The organism is Aeromicrobium sp. SP1 (assembly GCF_055663785.1).
The window spans coordinates 1,934,725-1,953,169 of the sequence record NZ_JBQVVK010000001.1; the positions used below are offsets into that span (position 1 = coordinate 1,934,725).

At 68.2% G+C, this 18,445-nt stretch carries 21 protein-coding genes; 9 read left to right on the plus strand and 12 right to left on the minus strand.

The window, feature by feature from the left end:
• Positions 1–106 precede the first annotated feature (106 nt).
• Both ACT26F_RS09540 and ACT26F_RS09545 read right to left on the minus strand, forming a co-directional pair.
• Positions 107–517 carry a cupin domain-containing protein gene (locus ACT26F_RS09540; protein ID WP_471670286.1) on the minus strand — a complete coding sequence of 137 codons (411 nt, stop codon included), beginning with the start codon at positions 515–517 and terminating at the stop codon, positions 107–109.
• A gap of 24 nt (positions 518–541) precedes the next feature.
• Positions 542–1,249: a phosphotransferase gene (locus ACT26F_RS09545; protein ID WP_471670287.1), complete on the minus strand. Its 708-nt coding sequence runs from the start codon at positions 1,247–1,249 to the stop codon at positions 542–544.
• Positions 1,250–1,319: 70 nt separating this feature from the next.
• Here ACT26F_RS09545 and ACT26F_RS09550 point away from each other — a divergent pair, with 70 nt between their 5' ends.
• Complete coding sequence (locus ACT26F_RS09550; protein ID WP_471670288.1) at positions 1,320–2,528, plus strand: YibE/F family protein; 1,209 nt, start codon at positions 1,320–1,322, stop codon at positions 2,526–2,528.
• Here the strand turns inward: ACT26F_RS09550 and ACT26F_RS09555 are convergent.
• Entirely contained in the window at positions 2,513–3,406 is an 894-nt protein-coding gene (locus ACT26F_RS09555) for an ATP-grasp domain-containing protein (protein WP_471670289.1), read from the minus strand. The two genes, ACT26F_RS09550 and ACT26F_RS09555, sit on opposite strands and share 16 nt — an antisense overlap.
• Positions 3,403–3,612 carry a DUF4287 domain-containing protein gene (locus tag ACT26F_RS09560; protein WP_471670290.1) on the minus strand — a complete coding sequence of 70 codons (210 nt, stop codon included), beginning with the start codon at positions 3,610–3,612 and terminating at the stop codon, positions 3,403–3,405. The genes ACT26F_RS09555 and ACT26F_RS09560 overlap by 4 nt, the downstream gene beginning before the upstream one ends.
• A 101-nt stretch (positions 3,613–3,713) precedes the next feature.
• Here ACT26F_RS09560 and ACT26F_RS09565 point away from each other — a divergent pair, with 101 nt between their 5' ends.
• Positions 3,714–4,334, plus strand: a complete 621-nt coding sequence (locus ACT26F_RS09565) for a hypothetical protein (protein WP_471670292.1) — start codon at positions 3,714–3,716, stop codon at positions 4,332–4,334.
• A gap of 6 nt (positions 4,335–4,340) precedes the next feature.
• On the opposite strand, the gene ACT26F_RS09570 is transcribed toward ACT26F_RS09565, so the two are convergent.
• From ACT26F_RS09570 to ACT26F_RS09585, 4 genes are all read right to left on the minus strand, one after another.
• Positions 4,341–4,880, minus strand: coding sequence for a hypothetical protein (locus ACT26F_RS09570; RefSeq protein ID WP_471670293.1), 540 nt, complete (start codon positions 4,878–4,880; stop codon positions 4,341–4,343).
• Positions 4,877–5,077, minus strand: coding sequence for a hypothetical protein (locus ACT26F_RS09575; protein WP_471670294.1), 201 nt, complete (start codon positions 5,075–5,077; stop codon positions 4,877–4,879). The genes ACT26F_RS09570 and ACT26F_RS09575 overlap by 4 nt, the downstream gene beginning before the upstream one ends.
• On the minus strand, positions 5,077–5,394 hold the full coding sequence (locus ACT26F_RS09580; RefSeq protein WP_471670296.1) for a YchJ family protein: 318 nt from the start codon (positions 5,392–5,394) through the stop codon (positions 5,077–5,079). Before ACT26F_RS09580 ends, ACT26F_RS09575 begins: the two co-directional genes overlap by 1 nt.
• Positions 5,395–5,530: 136 nt before the next feature.
• A complete protein-coding gene (locus tag ACT26F_RS09585) occupies positions 5,531–6,364 on the minus strand; it encodes a DUF4437 domain-containing protein (RefSeq protein ID WP_471670297.1) in 834 nt (277 codons plus the stop codon).
• Between the two features lie 124 nt (positions 6,365–6,488).
• Here ACT26F_RS09585 and ACT26F_RS09590 point away from each other — a divergent pair, with 124 nt between their 5' ends.
• The 3 genes from ACT26F_RS09590 to ACT26F_RS09600 all read left to right on the plus strand — a co-directional run bounded on the left by ACT26F_RS09590 (position 6,489) and on the right by ACT26F_RS09600 (position 9,397).
• Positions 6,489–7,040, plus strand: coding sequence for a TetR/AcrR family transcriptional regulator (locus ACT26F_RS09590; protein ID WP_471670298.1), 552 nt, complete (start codon positions 6,489–6,491; stop codon positions 7,038–7,040).
• A gap of 87 nt (positions 7,041–7,127) precedes the next feature.
• A complete protein-coding gene (locus tag ACT26F_RS09595) occupies positions 7,128–9,104 on the plus strand; it encodes an MSCRAMM family protein (protein WP_471670299.1) in 1,977 nt (658 codons plus the stop codon).
• Positions 9,105–9,145: 41 nt separating this feature from the next.
• A complete protein-coding gene (locus ACT26F_RS09600) occupies positions 9,146–9,397 on the plus strand; it encodes a DUF1272 domain-containing protein (RefSeq protein ID WP_471670300.1) in 252 nt (83 codons plus the stop codon).
• Between the two features lie 15 nt (positions 9,398–9,412).
• Here ACT26F_RS09600 and ACT26F_RS09605 read toward each other — a convergent pair whose 3' ends face one another.
• Both ACT26F_RS09605 and ACT26F_RS09610 read right to left on the minus strand, forming a co-directional pair.
• On the minus strand, positions 9,413–9,832 hold the full coding sequence (locus tag ACT26F_RS09605; protein ID WP_471670301.1) for a PIN domain-containing protein: 420 nt from the start codon (positions 9,830–9,832) through the stop codon (positions 9,413–9,415).
• Positions 9,829–10,062 carry a FitA-like ribbon-helix-helix domain-containing protein gene (locus ACT26F_RS09610; RefSeq protein WP_471670302.1) on the minus strand — a complete coding sequence of 78 codons (234 nt, stop codon included), beginning with the start codon at positions 10,060–10,062 and terminating at the stop codon, positions 9,829–9,831. The genes ACT26F_RS09605 and ACT26F_RS09610 overlap by 4 nt, the downstream gene beginning before the upstream one ends.
• A 268-nt stretch (positions 10,063–10,330) precedes the next feature.
• On the opposite strand from ACT26F_RS09610, the gene ACT26F_RS09615 reads away from it, so the two are divergent.
• The 3 genes from ACT26F_RS09615 to ACT26F_RS09625 all read left to right on the plus strand — a co-directional run bounded on the left by ACT26F_RS09615 (position 10,331) and on the right by ACT26F_RS09625 (position 14,747).
• Complete coding sequence (locus ACT26F_RS09615; RefSeq protein WP_471670303.1) at positions 10,331–11,356, plus strand: alpha/beta hydrolase; 1,026 nt, start codon at positions 10,331–10,333, stop codon at positions 11,354–11,356.
• Between the two features lie 421 nt (positions 11,357–11,777).
• Positions 11,778–13,655 (plus strand): DUF262 domain-containing protein, encoded by a 1,878-nt coding sequence (locus ACT26F_RS09620; protein WP_471670304.1) that lies wholly within the window; start codon positions 11,778–11,780, stop codon positions 13,653–13,655.
• A gap of 894 nt (positions 13,656–14,549) precedes the next feature.
• Positions 14,550–14,747, plus strand: a complete 198-nt coding sequence (locus ACT26F_RS09625) for a type I restriction-modification system subunit M N-terminal domain-containing protein (protein ID WP_471670305.1) — start codon at positions 14,550–14,552, stop codon at positions 14,745–14,747.
• Here the strand turns inward: ACT26F_RS09625 and ACT26F_RS09630 are convergent.
• Positions 14,680–15,687, minus strand: coding sequence for a hypothetical protein (locus ACT26F_RS09630; protein WP_471670306.1), 1,008 nt, complete (start codon positions 15,685–15,687; stop codon positions 14,680–14,682). The two genes, ACT26F_RS09625 and ACT26F_RS09630, sit on opposite strands and share 68 nt — an antisense overlap.
• 239 nt (positions 15,688–15,926) lie before the next feature.
• Positions 15,927–17,015 (minus strand): redox-regulated ATPase YchF, encoded by a 1,089-nt coding sequence (gene ychF, locus ACT26F_RS09635; protein ID WP_471670307.1) that lies wholly within the window; start codon positions 17,013–17,015, stop codon positions 15,927–15,929.
• Between the two features lie 184 nt (positions 17,016–17,199).
• Between ychF and ACT26F_RS09640 the strand changes: the two genes are divergently transcribed.
• Complete coding sequence (locus ACT26F_RS09640; protein WP_471670308.1) at positions 17,200–18,438, plus strand: lipase family protein; 1,239 nt, start codon at positions 17,200–17,202, stop codon at positions 18,436–18,438.
• Positions 18,439–18,445: the final 7 nt, after the last annotated feature.

Here is an 18,445-nt window from a genome sequence, read left to right on the forward strand (position 1 = left end):
TACGTGACGCAGGTCACACGCGGTGGCGGTTCACGTGGGTCGCGCCGTTCCGGCAGCGATCGACGACGGCGCAACCACGACGACTCGTCTCACTCCCCGCGATCCCTCAAGCGAGCTCGAAGTCGTCGAAGTCGAACCCCGGCGAGACGAGGCAGCTGACCAACGCGTCCTCGTCGCTCGGCACGGTGCGCTGCCAGACGCCGGCAGGAACGAGGAGTTGGCCCTCGTCCGCGGTCGACACGGTGTGGACGCTGCTCGTCCGCGGAGCGGCGCCGTCCCCACCGAGCTCGAGGATGACGGCGCCGGTGTGTGCGAGCCACAGCTCGTCGGACGCGACCCGGTGCCACGCCGACGCCTCGCCGGCGGGCAGCAGGAACCAGATCAGCGTCGCGGTGGGCCGGCGGCGGCCGTCCGGCAGGTCGACGACCACGTCCGACGCCCACGTCTGGCGGTACCACCCGCCCTCGGGGTGGGGCTCAAGACCCAGGGCCGCGGCGACCGGTGGAACCTCATGCATGCCGCGACGTTAGCGCGGACGCGATCAGAGGGCGTCGCGCAGTTGCGGAAGGCGGTCGACGAAGGCCGCGAGCCGGTCGCGGGTCCGCTGCGGCTCACCCCGCGTCGCGAGCTGGAGCATGCCGGGATCGCCCCGCTCGATGCCGACGGCGATCCGTTCGGTGGCGGTGGTCATCCGCGCGACGACGGCGTCGAGCAGCGTCACCGGACCCCACTCGGCGTACGTGTCCACGACGAGGTCCAAGCGGCGCACGACGTCCTCGATCGGGATCTCGCGGTACAGGGGAATGCCGGTCCAGCACAGGAACGCCAGGTCGTCGATCGGTCGGCCCGGGCCGGCGAGGTCCCAGTCGATCATCGCGACGAAGTGGCCGCTCTGGATGATCCAGTTGTAGGCGCCGGGGTCGTTGTGGCAGATCACCTCGTCGGCGTCGAGCTCCACGGGCGCGTCGCCGGTCTGGCGCCACGTTCGCGGGCCGTCGGGGCGGAACCCGTCGACGAGGTCGTGGAAGTCGCGCAGCCACGCGACGGCCTCGACGAGCACGTCGTCGAGCACCACCTCGTCGTCGACCGGCACGCCCCGACCCTCGATGTACGAGACGATCTCGCGACCGTCGTCGTCGATGCCGGAGACGTGCGGGATCCCACCGAGGCCCTCGTCCGACAGCCAGCCGAGCAGCTCGTGGACCGCGGGCGTCCAGGCGCCGGTGGGGCGCCGAACGGTGCGTCCCACGCGCCAGACGCCGCCGGATCCACCGGGGAGGTGTTCAGGGAGGTCATCACCACGTGCCACGCTGGTCATCGTGACACACCACCACGGCATCGACCCGCCGGAAGGACCGCCCCGACCGAGGCTCGCGTGGACCCTCGCGGCGGTGGTGCTGCTCATCGCGGTGGCCGCCGCGGCCACCGTGTTCGCGTTGTGGCCGGCGGCCGACGAGGTGCCCCACGGCGCCGATCCCTACGGCAAGGTCGAGATCGTCAAGGCGACAGTCACCGAGGTCACGCCGTTCGACTGCAACAGCGACGGCGGCACCGGCCCGGACAACGTGCCCATGGTGGACGGCTCGTGCGCGCAGGTCACGGCGAAGACGGCCGACGGCGCGACCGCGGTGTTCACCCTGGACCCCACGCGCTACGTCGGCGGCGGGATGGACGTCGGCGACAAGATCCGGGTCAGCACCTACGCTCCCGAGGGCCAGGACGCCACGTACGAGTTCTACGACCACCAGCGCGGGCCCCAGCTGGCCTTCCTGGCGATCGCGTTCGCCGTGCTCGTGGCGATCGTCGCGAGGTGGCGAGGCGTGTTCGCGCTCGTGGGCATCGGCATCACGATGCTCGTCCTGCTGCGGTTCGTGCTGCCCGCGCTGCTCGCCGGAAAGCCGGCGATCGCCGTCGCGGTGGCGGGGTCGACCGTCATCATGCTCGCGGTCCTCTACCTCGCCCACGGGATCTCGATCCGCACCACCGCGGCACTGTTCGGCACGCTGTTCGGCATCGCCTTCACGGCCGTCGTGGGCGCATTCGCGACGGACTGGGCGCACCTGACCGGCATCGGATCGGAGGACGACCACCTGCTCGTGGCGACGGCGCCCGGGATGAGTCTGGCCGGCGTGGTCGCGGCGTCCATGGTGATCGCCGGGCTCGGCGTGCTCAACGACGTGACGGTGACGCAGGCCAGCGCCGTGTGGGAGCTGCGCGGCGTCCAGGCGGCCGCCGGTCGCACCGCACTGTTCCGCTCCGCGATGCGGATCGGCCGCGACCACATCGCCTCGAGCGTCTACACGCTCGTGTTCGCCTATGCGGGCACCGCGATGACGGTCATGCTGCTCATCTCGGCGTACCAGCGGTCACTGCTCGAGGTCGCGACGACCGAGCAGATCAGCCAGGAGATCGTCCGCACGCTCGTCGGTGCGATCGGCCTCGTGCTGGCCGTCCCGATCACCACCGCGATCGCGGTGTGGCTCGCGCCCTCCCCCGACGACCGCGGCGTCGGTCACCGGGCGCGCTGAGGACCGCTCTCGGCCACCCGGATCCGCACGGCGTCGGCGAGGCGCTGGGCCGCACCGGGGACGAGGTCGAGGTAGAGGCACGGCTCGACGGCCTCGACCTCCATCACGACCGGGCCCGAGGGGCCGGGAACCATGTCGACGCGGACGTAGAGCGGGGCGCCGAACCGGCCCGCGATCTCACCGAACGTGGCCCGGGCGAGTTCGAGGAACGGCTCGGACGCCTCCCCCACGGTGACGAGGTCCTCGTCGTGCATGATCGCGGCTTCCGACGAGGGATCGTCCGGATCGAGCAGTGCGGCCGTGCCCTGCTCGCGCAGGACCGGCTTCTTGTGCAGGACGTGGGAGAGCTCGCCGCCGAGGAAGACCGCCGCGGTCTCGCCGTGCGCATCGACTCCCTCGACGTAGGGCTGCACCATCGCGACGCGACCGGACGCGTTGATCTCGGCGACGAGGGCGCGGGCGCCGTCGTGGTGGTCGGGGTCGAAGCGGCCGGTGTCCCTGCCGCCGGCGGAGACGGTCGGCTTGACGACGACCTCGCCGCGCAGCGCCGGGACCTCGCCCCCGGGCACGACGTACGTCGTCGGAACGGTCGGCACCCCGAGCGCTCCGAGGTAGGCCTTGTCGGAGTTGAAGGCGATCAGGTCCGGCTGGTTCGAGACCCGGTCACCGAGCGCACGCGCCCACGCCACGAAGGCGTCACGATGCAGCGTGTAGTCCCACGCCGAACGGATCACGACGTGGTCGTAGGCGTGCCAGTCGACGGCCGGGTCGTCCCAGCGGACGAACTCCGCGCCGAGCAGGCGGGCCGCCTCGCGGTCGTCGTCGAATCCGTCGCGCAGCTTGGCGCACGTGGCGAACGCGATGCGCGGCTCGCTCATTCGGCGTCCCGGTTCTGCCGGAACACGGCCACGACGGCATTCGCGTGGCCGTGGCCGAGTCCGTGCTGCTCCTTCAGGAACGCGACCTGCTCCATGTGCTTGGCGTCCGCGACGGACTCCAGCTGCTGCATCCAGTGTTCGATCGGCTGGCCGTACTTCTTCTCGATCGACGGGAAGTACGACGCCGGTCCCTTGACCTCGCTCATGGCCCGAGCCTAGGTGCGCGGTCGGACGGTCGGTCCGTGCCCTCCCGCCGATCTGCGGAAAATCCGCGACGCGAGCACATCGCCAGCCCTACCCTCGACCCATGTCGTCGCAGTCTGTGCCCGAGGCGGGCCCGTCCCGCGGTGTGTCCGTTGTCGTCGAAGGTCTCCGTCGTCTCGTCCTCGGCGTGCTCGCCGGCGCCGTGGCCGGCGTGCTGGCCGGCGGGGTCTACGGCCGGTTCGTCATGTTCGTGCTGGCCAGGATCAACCCGCAGGCGTCCGGTCGGCTGACCGACGACGGCTTCGAGATGGGCCGGTTCACGATGGACGGGACCCTCAACCTGCTGACGGTCGGTCTCATCTTCGGGGCGACCGGCGGCGTCCTGTGGGTGTTCTTCCGGGGGTTGAGGTTCGGGCCGCCCTGGTGGCGGGCCGTGAGCATGCCGCTCGCCGCCGCGCTCGTGGTCGGCGATGCGCTCGTGCACAGCGACGGCGTCGACTTCACGCTGCTCGACCCGCCCCTGGTCGCTGTCGCGCTGGTGGTGACGGTGCCCGTCCTCGCGACGGTGATCGTCACGCTGCTGGGCGACCGTTGGATCGGGTCCACGAAGACCCTCTGGCAGCGGCTGCCCTGGCCCGTGCTCTGGGTGGTCCGGGCCGCCATCACGGTGTGGGTCGCGGCGAGCGGGTTCAGCCTGCTCCAGACGACCTCCGAACTGCTCTGAGCCGGCTCAGGACCGCCACCGAAGGCCAGCGGTCGCGAGGGCCTCTCCGAGCAGTCGCACCGCACGCGGCCCCACGCCGTGCAGGGCGCCGATCTGCGCCTCGGTGCACTGCGACAGAGCCGCCAACGAGGTCACGCCCGAGGCGCTGAGCGCTCGGGTCGCGGGACGGCCGATCGATGCCGGCAGGTCCCCGAGTTCGCCGGGGACCGCGGCCGTCGCCGTCTGCTCGGCGGCGACGAGTCGCTTCGGTGCGCGTGCCTGCCAGGCCCGGCGCACGAGCGTGTTCGACTGCATCCCGTTGATCGCCGCGAGCGGCACCTGCACCCCGATCGGCGCGCCCGCCCGCACGAGGGGCTCGGCCGCTGGCAGGTCGCCCAGCGTGTCGTCGATCCAGTCGACGCTGATCCGGACCTGCATCAGCCCGTCCTGCGTGACCGAGACGAAGCCCTTTCCGGCCACCGAGAACGCGACGGTGCCGGAGTGCGACCCCTCGACGACCCGGGGCAGCGCGAGCGCGGCCTTGCGGACCTGCGCGATCGTCGTCATCGCTCGGTTCCGCGGCGGTAGTTGCCCGTCGCCCGCGCGAGCAGGTGCTGGTCGGTCTCGTCGTCCGCACCCAGTCGAGCGGCGAGGCGGGCGGCCTCCTTGCCCCCGATCACGGCGACGAGACGGCCGCCGCGGGTCACCCGCACCGCACCGTCCTTCGTGATCTGGTGGTCGAAGGGATCGTCGGGCAGGCCCATCAGGACTGCACCTCGTCGCCGTCGACGTAGAGCCACCGGCCGTCCTCGCGCACGAAGCGCGATCGCTCGTGCAGGATCGCCAGCTCGCCGCTGACGAGGTAGGTGGCGCGGAACTCGACGATGCCCTCGGCGTCGGACGGACCGCCGGCCACGGTGTCCACGATCTGCAGGCCGCGCCAGAGTGGGTTGTCGGTCAGGTCGAGCTCGTCAGGGCGGGTCGAGGGGTGCCAGGACGCCAGGAGCCACCCGGCATCACCGGCCTTGAACGCGGCAAAGCGCGACCGCATGAGCTGCTCCGCGGTCTCCGGCTCGTCCATGGACGCAGTCTGGCCGGGCGACGCGGACGGTGCAAAGTCGCCGACTGCCTCGGCGACGGCCACCGGCTCGACGCGCCCGGCCGGACATGGAAAAGCGGACCGGTGGGACGACGTCGTCCCACCGATCCGCTTCGGCTCAGGCGAGCTTCGGGTCCCAGGCACCGGTCGTCCGCGAACGGACCGGCATCGTCGAGGGGACCGGCGACTGCGTCTCCGGGTCGTAGTTCTCGGCCTTTCCGCCCCAGTCGATCCACGTGTCGGTCGAGTAGAGGTTCACCAGGACGCCGTCGCAGCGCAGGATCCAGATGGTCTCCTCGAGCGTCTCGTAGTGGCCGTGCTTGATCCAGGCCGGACGGAACGCGTAGGTGCCCGCGGTGGAGTCACCGTGGATCGAGCCGGTGCGACCGGACAGGGTGAAGAACTCCTCGAAGACCGGGTGGTGCGGCAGACGAGGCTCCTTCCAGCCGACGGGCGCCTTGATGAGGCGCGTGTAGAAGTCGGTCTCCTTGTCGTGGTGCAGCATCTTGATGTAGAGCGGCGCCAGCGGGCCGGGGGTCCGGTCGATCGTGGACGTCCACTCGAGGGTGTGCGGGTTCGTGATGGTGACCTCGCCACGGGCGTCGGCGGCGCGCTCGCCACCGAGCTCGAAGGCGCTGCCGCCGTACTCGCGCCAGTGCAGCAGCTTGGAGCCGGCGGCGACCTTCAGCTCGCCCATGGGGACGCCCTTGGGAACGTGGATGTACTCCCACTCGCCCAGGGTCTGGCCCTCGTACTCCATGGAGCCCTCGACGACGAAGAACTCGGTGTCGGCTTCGGGGACGCCGGCGCCGCGGCTCCAGTCGCTGCCGAAGGACAGCATGAGCGAGGACGATCCGTCCTCCTCGTCGACGGAGAAGCGCTGCTCGAGCACCTCACCCTGGCCGCCCGGCAGTTCGGCGGGGTGCCAGACGTAGTCCGCCTCGTGAATCATTTCGACATGCGCGCGCATCGACGCCTCCGTGTGAGTCAAATGTTTCCGATACAGTTTGTATCGTCAATGAATGAGCCGACCGTAACACCGTCGAGTTTGCGATGCAAGATGTATCGTTAAATCCATGACTCGTGCCGGAAGGCCGGCCGGACCCGCGGCCGGCACCACTGAGGTCGTGCTGTCCGCAGCGCTCGATCTCGTGCTGACCGAGGGAGGGCCCGCGCTCACCGCGCAGCGACTGCACCAGGTGACGGGCGTCTCCCGCTCGACCATCTACCGACACTGGCCGACCCCCACGTCCGTGCTGTCCGCGCTCATCGACGTCGCGCCCGAAGCGCCCCGCGCGCTCACCGGCAACCACGCCGTCGACGTCCACCGAGCCATCGACGACCTGTGCGACCGACTCCGGGACAAGCCGGTGCCGGCGTTCCTGCGGGCCCTGGTGGCCATGGCGCTCAGCGACCCGGAGGCGGTGACGCTGCGCCAGCGCTACGTCGACGACCTCGCCGCGCCCGTCCGTCGCGCCCTCGGCAGCGACCTCGAACCGGCCTTCGTGGCCGACGCCGTTCCCGCGATCGTCGCACCCCTGCTGATCGACGCGGCGGTGCTGGACAGCCCCGTCGACCGCGACCGGGCCCATCGAACCGTCGATCGTCTCCTGGGGTCCTCGCGGTAGTCGTCCCGGCCGAAATCACGACGAGCGGTGCACGATCCATCCGGATAATCTGGTGCCGGAATCGGAGTCGAGCAGGACGGACCATCCATGCGACGCTGGGCGCGGTGCGCACTCGCCGCGCTCCTGCTTGCGATGGTCTCCCTCGGAGCGGCCGCCGACGCGGTCCGCAGCACCTCGTACGCGCAGTGGGGTGCGTTCACGGGCTCTGCGAACAACTACGCCACGAGTCTCCAGCTCCCGGTGCCCGGCTTCCCGGCCGCCTCGGTGACGTCCGACTCCAGGGCAGGCAACGTGGGCATCGTCTCGGGCGCCACGAACTGGGTCGGGGAGAACACGCCGATCGGGCTGAAGTACGGATCGAGCCGCGATCAGCCCTACCTCGCACTGCGGCCGAGGGTGGACAACGCAACGGGCGGATCAACGACGACCTACGTGTTCGACCGCCCCACGCCACCGACCGGGTGGGCGTTCGCCCTGTCGGACATCGATGCCGACCAGGCCACGGTGTCCGCGACGGATGCCAACGGCGCGCCGGTGTCGGCGGCCGAGCTCGGCTTCAACGGAGGCTTCAACTTCTGCGACACGACGCCACGACCGAGCGTCTGCTCGACGAGCATCGGCGACGTGCCGCCATGGAACCCGGCCACGCGGACACTCACGGGCAACCCGTCGGCGACCGACACGATCGGCGCGATCGGCTGGTTCGAACCGACCGTGCGCCTCAAGACGCTGACCGTCGTCTTCACCCGGCGAGCCGGGTTCCCGCTGTACTCGACGTCGTTCGCCGCCTCCGCGCGCACTCTGAGCGGCAGGGTCACGGACGCCTCCACGAGCCCGGCGACCTGTGCACCCGATTCCGTCACGGTGCGCCTCGTCGGCCCGGACGGCACCGGGATCGCCACCACCACGCCCGACGCGTCAGGTGCCTACTCGTTCGGGCAGGTGGCGACCCAGCCCGGCTACAGGGTCAGCGTCGAGCCGCCGCCGGCCTGCGCCGTGACCGGGCCCCGCAGCCGGACCGTGAGCACCGCCACCGAGGACGCGGTCGCGAACTTCTCGGTTCGCGCGATCGTCCCGTACCCGGTGTCGGGCGCAGTCACCGCCGGCGGCGACCCGTTGGCCGGGGTCACTGTCACCCTGCACCTGCCCGACGGGGCGACGGAGATCACCACCACGGGCGCCGACGGACGATACCTGTTCGACAACAACCCCTTCGGCGACGGCTACTACGTCAGCATCGACATCCCTAACGGCTACACCGGCACCGACGAGCGCCCGCCGTTCGACATCGACGCGGGGCCGGTGACCGGCCAGGACTTCACCCTCACGGCGAACCCAGACGTCTCCGGCACGGTCACCGGTGGCGGTACCGGCGTCGGTGGCGTGACCATCACCCTCACCCCGGAGACCGGTCCCCCGCTCACCACTGTCACCGAGGCGGACGGGAGCTACGTCTTCGAGCGGGTCCCGGCGGGAAGGTACGACATCGCGGTCGAGCCACCCGCGGGCTACGACCCGGCGCCGCCACGGACCGACGTGGACGTCGATGCCGACGACGTCACGGACCAGGACTTCGCTCTCACTCGTCCGGGCGCCCTCGGCGGACAGGTCACCGACGAGGACGGCGCACCCGTCGCAGGCGCACCCGTCGAGGTCGACGGTCCGAACGGGCCTGCGACGTTCACGACCGACGCCGATGGTCAGTACTTCGCCGACAGGCTCGCACCCGGGGACTACACGATCTCCATCACCGCCCTCGACGGCTACGAGATCGTCGGCGAGCCCACGCGCACCATCACGATCACTGACGCGGGCGAGACCATCGGCGCCCAGGACTTCCGGTTCCGGGCGCTCCCCGACGAGGTCGAGCCGACCTCTCCCCCGACGTCGACACCCTCCGCGGCCCCCTCGACCACGCCGCCGGCGAGCACTCCCGACGGCACCACGGCGTCGAGCGGCTCCCTTTCCGACACCGGCGCCGGGAGCCCGCTTCCGCTGTACGCAGGTCTGCTCCTGCTCGCGGTGGGGACCGCGGCGCTGCTCGTGTCCCGGCGCCAGTCCTGAGCCGTGCGCTCCTCAGCGCTGCCACGGCCTACGCTCGCACCATGCTGGAGCTGCGACCGAACTGTGAGTGCTGCGACCGCGACCTCGCGGTCGACGACGACGCCTACATCTGCACGTTCGAGTGCACGTGGTGCGCCTCCTGCGCCACGGGGCCGCTCGCGCTGGTCTGCCCGAACTGCGGCGGCAACCTCACGCCCCGACCGATCCGCCCAGCCGCCGCCCTGGCCGCGAACCCGCCGTCGACGACTCGCGTCCACAACCCCGACTGCCGCGCCCGACTCGAGATCTCCTGACGTACGGACTTGAACTCATGAACTCCACGGATCCACGAGCTGGACTCCGGTTCGGGCGAAGTCCTTCGTGTTCCGCGTCGCGCACATCGCACCGTGTGCCCTGCAGATCGCCGCGATCTGCGCATCAACCGTGCTGATCGGCAGACCCGCCGCATCTCGCTCGGCGAGGACGTCAGCGTAGAACCCGGCGGCCTTGTCGTCGAACGGGAGAACGGAGCGCGACTCCCGGTAGGGCCGCAGCGCCGCGTCAATGCCCGCGGTCAAGGCGGACTTCCGTCGACCGTCGGGCAAGCGGCGCACGCCGGCCAGCAGTTCGGCCAAGGTGATGGCCGTGATCGCGACGTCACCCTCGAGCGATTCCAGCCACGCGACGACGGAGGGGTCCGGTCGCAGCCGGAACACTTCGGAGATGACGTTCGTGTCCAGAACGATCACTCGAACTCGGCCGTCCGCGCGACGTCGTCACGTTCGGGAATCGCCAGCTCGTCGATGCCACCGAGCTCGCGGGCTGCCTGCATGAGCGCCAGTCCGATGTGCGGTCGGCGGGCGGCGGCCGTGAGAATGTCCCGGACCTCGGCCTCCATGGAGCGACCGTGTTCCCGCGCCCGGGTGGCGAGCGCATTCTTGACCTCTTCATCGAGCCCTCGCACGATGATGGATGCCATCTCGACCACCTCTTCCACCCCGCTGATAGCACCAATGATAGCGCCGTGCACACCTCGTGGCGAGTCTTCGTGTCACAGGACGCGGCCGGCTCGCTAGGCTCCGCTCCATGGACTCACGCCCGCGGCTGGAGCGCGATCCTTCGCGGCACCCGCTGAGCGATCCCTACGACAACGACCCGATTGGCCTGTACCTCCACCTCATTCCAGAGTTACCAGCCGCGAGCGCACCCGTTCCGCCACATCACCCCGTGACACGAGTCGAGGAGACATGACCGACACCCCGGAGCCGACCCCCGAAGCGAGCACCGAGCGCAGGCAGCCCACGGCCCTGCGCTGGTGGAGGTGGGTGATCCTTGCCGTCGCCATCGCCGGCATCGCCGTCGTCATCTGGGTGTGCAGCACGCGGTGGGACGCCGTACGCCACGGGAACCCGACCTATGCGGTGGTGCTCGCGCTCACCGTGCTCGGATCCCTGGCGGCGGCGTGGCACGTACGTCGCCCGTTGCCCGCGCGTGGCCGGTGGCGGTGGGCCCTCGGCGTCGCCGTCCTGCTCGTCGGCGTCGGATGGGTCGGCACCACCGCCTGGCTGCGACCGTTCAGTGCCGTCGAACCTGCACTGGCCGCGATGAACTCCGACACCGACGTGTTGGTCGTCGAGTCCGCGACGCGGATCACGCTGACGCCCACGACCGACGCCAACGCAACAGGTCTGTTCTTCCAACCCGGCGCCAAGGTCGACCCACGCGCCTACGCAGCCGTCCTCCGACCTCTCGCCGCGGCCGGTCACCCCGTGGTGATCGCCAAGCCGGCGCTCGGCATCGCCTTCCTGAGCATCGGAGCGTTCGACTCCGCCCGCGACGACCACCCCGAGATCACCCGATGGGTCATCGGCGGTCACTCGCTCGGCGGCGTCGTCGCTTCGATGGAGGCCGACGACGCCGACGACGCCGACGACGACACAAACGCGCCCGCGGTGGGGCTGCTCCTCTACGCCTCGCACCCGGCCAACGACATCAGCACCTCCCTCACCGCCCAGGTCGAGTCGATCTCGGGCTCGCGCGACGGACTGTCCACCCCCGACCAGATCGATGCCTCGCGCGCCGACCTCCCGGCCGACACCGAGTTCACCGTGATCGACGGCGCCGTCCACTCCTACTTCGGCGACTACGGCAAGCAGCCGGGTGACGGAACTCCCACGATCAGTCACGACCAAGCACGCGGCCAGATCTCCCGAGCCAGCCTCGCGTTCGTCGACCGCGTCGGCGCAGGCTCGCCGACCTCAGAGTCCCAGTAGCCAAGGGACGCACGGCACGCCCTACGGCTGGCGTTTAACCGTCCGCAACCGCACGCTCGTCGACGTCACCGACCCGACCTGCGACGCGTAGGTCGAGTTCGACCCCGTCACGAAGCGGGCCCAAACGCGCCGACTCAGACGTTGAAGCGGAACTGTCGGGTGGCATTCCGGCTGCTTTCGACGATCATTGGGAATTGCCGAAACTTGCTGTTTTTCGAGCGAAATACCGCTCCGCGATCGTTGGCTGGCTGCGGCGGTGACCGGCCCTCGCGGGTGTTCTTGCGGACTACTTGCGGATCGCCGCCTCCACAAGCCACCTCCTGAAACTAGCAACGCAAGATGCCACCCAGCATGGGCGATTTCTGACGGAGACCTATTCGGACGGTAGATGATGGTTCCGCCGATCAAATAGGGGGATCCAGTGGACGCCAAGACATACCCGCTTCAAGAGATTCTGAAGCCGGAGCGCCGTTACATCATCCCGACCTTTCAGCGCGATTATGAGTGGACTCGTGACGAGCAGTGGGGGCTCCTCTTTGACGACTTAGCCTCGACTGCCGACCGGCTCCTCGAAGCCCGCGCGGCCCTCCCAGCCGGATCGATGCTGTCGGCGTCGAAGGAGCAGAACGTCTCTCCACATTTCCTCGGCGCCATCGTGTGCGCCGCCCTTCCGTTCCCAACTGGGGGTGTGGCGCTGCGTTCAGTCATCGACGGACAGCAACGCCTGACGACGATGCAGTTGCTGGTACGCGGATTGCTTGACGTCCTAACCGAGACCGGCTCGGACCGGACGAAGTCGGTGCGTCGTATGCTTCGTAACCCCTCCGACGTCGTCGACAAGGAGGAAGAGGTCTACAAACTGTGGCCACGGCGCAAGGACCGCGAGATCTGGCCAACTGCAATGGACGACGAGATTCCCTCGTACTCCGGCAACGCAGACCACCTTTACCTCCAGGCACGCGAGTACTTCGCCGGCGCCGTCCGCGACTACGCGGTGACCGAGGACCTGAGCGCGGATCCAGAGAGGCTGACAGCCCTGGCCGACGCGCTCTCGAGTTTGATCAAACTGGTCGTAATCGACCTAGACGACAACGACGACGCCCAGGTGATTTTCGAGGTCCTTAACGGCCGGCAAACCGCTTTGTCCGCCATCGATCTGGTGAAGAATCTGCTCTTCTTGCGCGGCGAACTCGCCGATGACGACGTGGAGGCCCTCTACGACAAGTACTGGGCTCAGTTCGATGATCAATGGTGGAAAAAGGAGGTCGGTCGAGGTCACGCGGCTCGCGGCCGACGCGACGTTCTGCTCTCAGCCTGGCTGACGGCCGCCACGGGATCGGAAGCCAACATCGGACACCTCTACCGCGAGGCGCGGACGTACTTGGACGGCGGACCATCCACCGAGGAGGTCCTCAGGGAACTGAGCGCCTTCGCGGCTGGGTACCGTGTCATCTACGGCGCGGACCCAGCCGAGGATGTGCGTCTAGTTATCGCGTACCACCGAATCCGATCTCTCGACATCTTGACGGCGGTTCCGCTGCTCACATGGTTGCGCACGGTGGTTGGCCACCAGGCCCTGCTCGCTGAGGACCACGTTCGGGCCGTGCGCGCGGTGGAGTCTTGGGCGCTGCGACGCGTGTACGTAGGTTGGCAAACACGTGGGTACGGCGCGCACTTTTCTCGTGTGCTGCGTGACGCCAAGCTCGCCTTTGAGAAGGGCGCCGACGTCGCCGATGCAATCGTCGGGAGCCTGAGGGACGGAGCTCTCCATTGGCCGAGTGACGATGACATGCACGAAGCATTCGCAACTCGCCGTTTCTACGACAACCTCACCCAGCCCCGCATCCGTCTGCTCCTCGGCGCGATCGACCAGCATTTGCGAGACGAGAACCCTCATGAGCCGGCGGGGATGCTGGAATATGACAACCTGCAGATCGAACACGTCATCCCGAGGAGTTGGCGCAAGCATTGGCCCGTACTCGCCCCTAACGGCACCGCTCTCACCGAGGACGACGCCGACCCAGTTTGGTTGCACGCCGCGGCCGAACGGTCCCGCGTTCTGGACCGGATCGGGAACCTGACGCTCGTGACAGGCAGTTTCAATCGTGAAGTGTCCAACCTAAGTTGGGACGCGAAGCGCCCGGAGTTTGAGAAACAAAAATCCCTCGTCATCAACTACGAGGTTGCTAGCAGCCCCGCGTGGGACGAGGCTCGAGTGACCGCTCGCGCAACTCAACTTGCACGGGCCGCAACTCGAGTGTGGCCCCCGCCCGCCGCGCTCCTAGCCGAAAGCGAGTGAATGACCGTCAACGAGCCTGCCCCCGACCACGGGCTCGTGGCGCCTAGGTATCGGCCGCCGCCAGGTTTGGGTACTCAGGAGAATCACCGGATGGGTCGCGAGATCACGCACCGACTCTTTCCGTCTGCGAGGGGAGTTTCGGTAGCGAGTCGAGGCGTTGGCGGTTGCGTCGGCTGCCACGCAGTCTCTGGTCTCTGGTCTCTGGCTCGAGACCTACCCCGCAGATCCAAGGTTGGTCCGTGGGCGGAACGAATCACGACGCCGATGACCCTTGTCGGGTCAGCGCAAGCCCCATTCTCCGCTACCGATACCTCCAACTGAATAGAAGAGATCGTCGCCATCCCTATAGTTATCCGAATCTGAGGAGTTTCGCTCCAGCGTCCCACGCACGGTGGCTTGCCACTTACCGCGCAGAGCCGGCCTGAATCTGGGGAGCTCGGCATAGATCTCGGACAGCGATGCGCGGCCGCCAAGCGCCTCAAGCGCTGCGACGATGTCGTCTTTCCAAGGCTTCATCTGGCCTAAGTTATCCGCGGAGCGGGTCTTGGTGTCCTGATTCGAGGTTCTCGCCACCTCCGAGGCCTCACACGTGAAGCGAAACTGTCTCGGCGCATCACGGAGATCCTCGAAGACTCTCAGGGAGGGCTATTGCTGCGTCTCAAGAAGAGAGCGCCTAACACGACCGTTGTCTGGCTCCAGCGTTGATCCGCTGTCGGGGTACGTTTGCGGACCGCGCCGCGACCGCGTATCCCGTCGAGTCCACGTGGTCTTACGGCTAGGACACTTGGACAACGAGGTGACGGGTCTGCCAGCGTTCGGCTGATTCCATCTCGGCAGTCGGTGAGAATGGGACGCGCGTACCGGGGTCGGTCCGCTGAACGGGAGAATCACTGCATGAGCAGCCTTGGCACCTTCGTCTGGGGAATCGCAGATCAGTTGCGCGGTCCCTACAAGCCCCACCAATACGGCGATGTCATCTTGCCCATGACGATCCTGCGTCGGCTTGACGCCATCCTTGAGCCCTCTAAGGGTGTTCCTCCGCACGCCGCGATGCGTAGTTCCAACGGAAGAGGCCCTCAGTCCACGGCGTGAGATGGCCCTCCATCCTGTCGAGTGCCGCGTAGCCCTCGTACATGAATGTTCCTAGCGATGGAGACTCATAACCCCTACGCATTGCGACCTCGTCCAATGCCTTCTCGAGGTCTTCACGCGCTGGGCGCTCGTCGAACCCGGACATCGCTTCGTCTAGGAGAGATCTCGCAATTCCCCAACCGACGGGCCTATCAGAGTCCTGGTCACCTTCCGCCACGTCGTCGTGAGCCGGCAACCGGACGAACAGTTCGCGCCAGAGCACCGCGAGCGGCGTGAAGTCGGGCGAACCCTCGACCGCGGTGAAGTCGTCCCGCTGGATCCGCCATCGAAGTCGCCGGCTGGAGCGCTGTGGGCGCTTCGTCCGGCCAGCGACGCCGACGAATCCCCGGAGGAACAGTCGACCCTTGCTTGTCTCCTCCATGATGCCGGGCACCACGCTCCAGTAGTCGAGGAGAAACGTCACGCGAGAATACGGTTCGAGCCGGACGACCGTGCCGCTCACGGCGGCATCGGCCCCGAAAGATTCCTCGGTTGCGAACATCCGGGGAACTAGCGAATGGTTCCTTCTCCCATGTCCGCTGGTGCTCAACCCAGGGGAGTAGATGGTCACAGCTGCTCTTCCGGGATTCTCGACGACGAGCTGAGCGAGCTCCAAGGCCCTCCCTCGGGTCACAGCGCGCGCAAAATTATCCGACTGAAGTCTCAACCTCCCGGAACGGTTCGTCGACAGGCTTACCTCGGGCACCCAGATTGCCGGGTTCAGATAGACCTTGACCCGGCCACCATCGAGAAAGTGCTTCCCAATCTGCCAGCCCAAGGAGCCGACCGCGATGAAGAAGCCCAAGAGCGAAACGGCTAGCGCCCAGACAGCGACAGGAACACCAATCAGCTCTGACTTAACGGCGCTCTCCGTTTGGACAAGGGCCTCGACTACGAACACCGTTCAATCGTGTCAGAACCCACGTGCGCGAACGGGCCATCAACACCGTTCGCAGTGGGTCATGCCACCGCGTGTGCCGCACCGATTTCCGCCGCCCGCCGATCCCCTATCGGAGGCTCCGCCCGCCTCTCAGGGCCACCACTTTAGGGTGCTCAGAGGCAAGTGCGACTGAAATTCTTGCGGACTATGTGCGGATCGGAGAGCCCTGACCCCCCTCTGAACTGCGCAAACGCGCCGACTCAGACGTTGAAGCGGAACTCCACGACGTCGCCGTCAGCCATGACGTAGTCCTTGCCCTCCATGCGGACCTTGCCGGCGGACTTCGCGTCGTTCATCGAGCCGGCGGCGACGAGGTCGTCGAAGGAGACGATCTCGGCCTTGATGAAGCCCTTCTGGAAGTCGGTGTGGATGACGCCGGCGGCCTCGGGGGCGGTGGCGCCCTTCTTGATCGTCCAGGCGCGCGACTCCTTGGGGCCCGCGGTGAGGTACGTCTGCAGGCCGAGGGTGTCGAAGCCGACGCGGGCCAACTGGTCCAGGCCGGGCTCCTCGATGCCGAGGTCGGCGAGCATCTCGGCGCGCATCTGCTCGGCCTCCTCGTCGTCACCCAGCTCGACCAGCTCGGCCTCGCTCTTGGCGTCGAGGAAGACGGCCTCCGAGGGCGCGACGATCGCGCGCATCCGCTCCTTGAGGGCCTCGTCGTTCAGCTCGTCGGTGTCGCAGTTGAACACGTAGAGGAAGCGCTTCGCCGTCATGAGGTGCAGGTCGCGCAGCAGCGTCAGGTCCAGTCCCGCCTTGAGCACACCGTCACCGGCCTCGAGGGCTTCCTTGGCCTTCTTCGCCTCCTCGAACGCGGGGACGAGCGACTTGTCCTTGCGGGACTCCTTGTCCAGCCGCGGGATCGCCTTGTCGACCGTCTGCAGGTCGGCGAGGATCAGCTCGATCGAGATCGTCTCGATGTCGCTGCTGGGGTTGACCTCGCCGTCGACGTGCGTGACGTCCTCGTCGCGGAAGACGCGGGTGACCTGGCAGATCGCGTCGGAGTCGCGGATGTGGGACAGGAACTTGTTGCCCATGCCCTCGCCCTCGGACGCGCCGCGCACGATGCCGGCGATGTCGACGAACTCGACGGTGGCCGGCAGGATCCGCTCGGAACCGAAGATCTCCGCGAGCTTCTGCAGGCGGGGATCGGGGACCCCGACGACGCCGACGTTCGGCTCGATCGTGGCGAACGGGTAGTTCGCGGCGAGGACGTCGTTCTGGGTGAGGGCGTTGAAGAGCGTCGACTTGCCCGCATTGGGGAGACCGACGATGCCGATGGAGAGTGCCACGACAGTCCAGCCTACTGGCGACCTGGGAGCGCCCGGTCCACAGTCCGGACGCGACAGTAACAGTGGCACTGTCACTCACTGTTACAGTCTGTGAGCCGCGTCACAGGGATGCGGCCCACACTGACTTGGGGGTCACGTGTTCCGTATTGCCAGATTCGCTGCCGTTGCAGCGACCGCCGCCGTCATGACAGGTCTCCTGTCCTCCTCTCCCGCATCCGCCTCCGAGTCGTTCTACGACCCGCCGTCGACCCTGCCCGCCGGCCAGGGCACCGTCCTGCGCACCGAGCCGATGAAGCTCGCGGTCACCCTGAAGGGCCTGTACCTGCCGGGCACCGCGACCCGCATCCTCTACACCTCCACCGACGAGGCCGGCGCACCTGCGGCGGTCAGCGGCGCCTACATCGAGCCGACGAAGAAGTGGTCGGGCACGGGCGCCCGGCCCCTCGTCGCGGTCGCCGCGGGCACGCAGGGCCAGGGCGACGCGTGCGCGCCGTCGAAGTCGCTCGAGAACCTGCTGAACGTCGAGGGCAACGAGTTCGGCATCGGCTACGAGATCCCGAGCATCTACGGCTTCCTCGACCGTGGCATCGCCGTCGTCCTGACCGACTACATCGGACTCGGCACGACCGATCGCGTCCACACCTACACGAACCGCGAGGACATGGGCCACGCCCTGCTCGACGCCGCCCGCGCCGCGCTGAAGCTGCCTGGCACGTCGGTCTCGACGTCCTCGCCCATCGGCCTGTACGGCTACTCGCAGGGCGGTGGCGCCGCGGCCTCCGCCGCTGAGCTGGCTCCCGGTTACGCCCCCGAGCTGAACCTCAAGGGTGCCTTCGCCGGCGCTCCCCCGGCCAACCTGCTCGAGGTCACGAAGTCCGCGGACGGCACCGACCTGACGGGCGTCATCGCGTACGCGATCAACGGCATCACGCCCTACCACCCGGAGGTCCAGGGCGCGCTCGACACACTCGCCACCCCCGCCGGCAAGGCGGTCCTGGAGAAGGTCAAGACGCAGTGCATCGGCAGCACGCTGTTCACCTACGGCTTCTCCAAGACGTCGGCGTGGACCACGAACGGCAAGTCGCTGTACGACATCGTCAAGTCGGACCCGGGCCTCAAGGCCGCGGTCGACGCCCAGCGGATCGGCAAGCTCAAGCCGACCATCCCCGTGCAGGTCCTGACGGGCACGCAGGACGACATCGTCGACCACACCCAGGCCCGCCAGCTCGCGAAGGACTGGTGCGGCAAGAGCTCCAACGTCACCTACACCCCTGTCATCCAGGTGCTCCCGACCGGCGGCACGGCGCTGAACCACCTCGGTCCGGCCATCACCCGCCAGGGCGCGAGCCAGGACTGGCTCGTCGACCGGCTCGAGGGCAAGTCGGTGAAGTCGAACTGCAGCTCGCTGTGGCTGTTGCCGTGACGCGCTG

Coding starts and splice junctions, on each gene's coding strand:
- ACT26F_RS09540 (WP_471670286.1), bottom strand. CDS start 517: ATGCATGAGGTTCCACCGGTCGCCGCGGCCCTGGGTCTTGAGCCCCAC.
- ACT26F_RS09555 (WP_471670289.1), bottom strand. CDS start 3,406: ATGAGCGAGCCGCGCATCGCGTTCGCCACGTGCGCCAAGCTGCGCGAC.
- ACT26F_RS09560 (WP_471670290.1), bottom strand. CDS start 3,612: ATGAGCGAGGTCAAGGGACCGGCGTCGTACTTCCCGTCGATCGAGAAG.
- ACT26F_RS09565 (WP_471670292.1), top strand. CDS start 3,714: ATGTCGTCGCAGTCTGTGCCCGAGGCGGGCCCGTCCCGCGGTGTGTCC.
- ACT26F_RS09570 (WP_471670293.1), bottom strand. CDS start 4,880: ATGACGACGATCGCGCAGGTCCGCAAGGCCGCGCTCGCGCTGCCCCGG.
- ACT26F_RS09575 (WP_471670294.1), bottom strand. CDS start 5,077: ATGGGCCTGCCCGACGATCCCTTCGACCACCAGATCACGAAGGACGGT.
- ACT26F_RS09580 (WP_471670296.1), bottom strand. CDS start 5,394: ATGGACGAGCCGGAGACCGCGGAGCAGCTCATGCGGTCGCGCTTTGCC.
- ACT26F_RS09585 (WP_471670297.1), bottom strand. CDS start 6,364: ATGATTCACGAGGCGGACTACGTCTGGCACCCCGCCGAACTGCCGGGC.
- ACT26F_RS09590 (WP_471670298.1), top strand. CDS start 6,489: ATGACTCGTGCCGGAAGGCCGGCCGGACCCGCGGCCGGCACCACTGAG.
- ACT26F_RS09595 (WP_471670299.1), top strand. CDS start 7,128: ATGCGACGCTGGGCGCGGTGCGCACTCGCCGCGCTCCTGCTTGCGATG.
- ACT26F_RS09600 (WP_471670300.1), top strand. CDS start 9,146: ATGCTGGAGCTGCGACCGAACTGTGAGTGCTGCGACCGCGACCTCGCG.
- ACT26F_RS09610 (WP_471670302.1), bottom strand. CDS start 10,062: ATGGCATCCATCATCGTGCGAGGGCTCGATGAAGAGGTCAAGAATGCG.
- ACT26F_RS09615 (WP_471670303.1), top strand. CDS start 10,331: ATGACCGACACCCCGGAGCCGACCCCCGAAGCGAGCACCGAGCGCAGG.
- ACT26F_RS09625 (WP_471670305.1), top strand. CDS start 14,550: ATGAGCAGCCTTGGCACCTTCGTCTGGGGAATCGCAGATCAGTTGCGC.
- ACT26F_RS09640 (WP_471670308.1), top strand. CDS start 17,200: ATGACAGGTCTCCTGTCCTCCTCTCCCGCATCCGCCTCCGAGTCGTTC.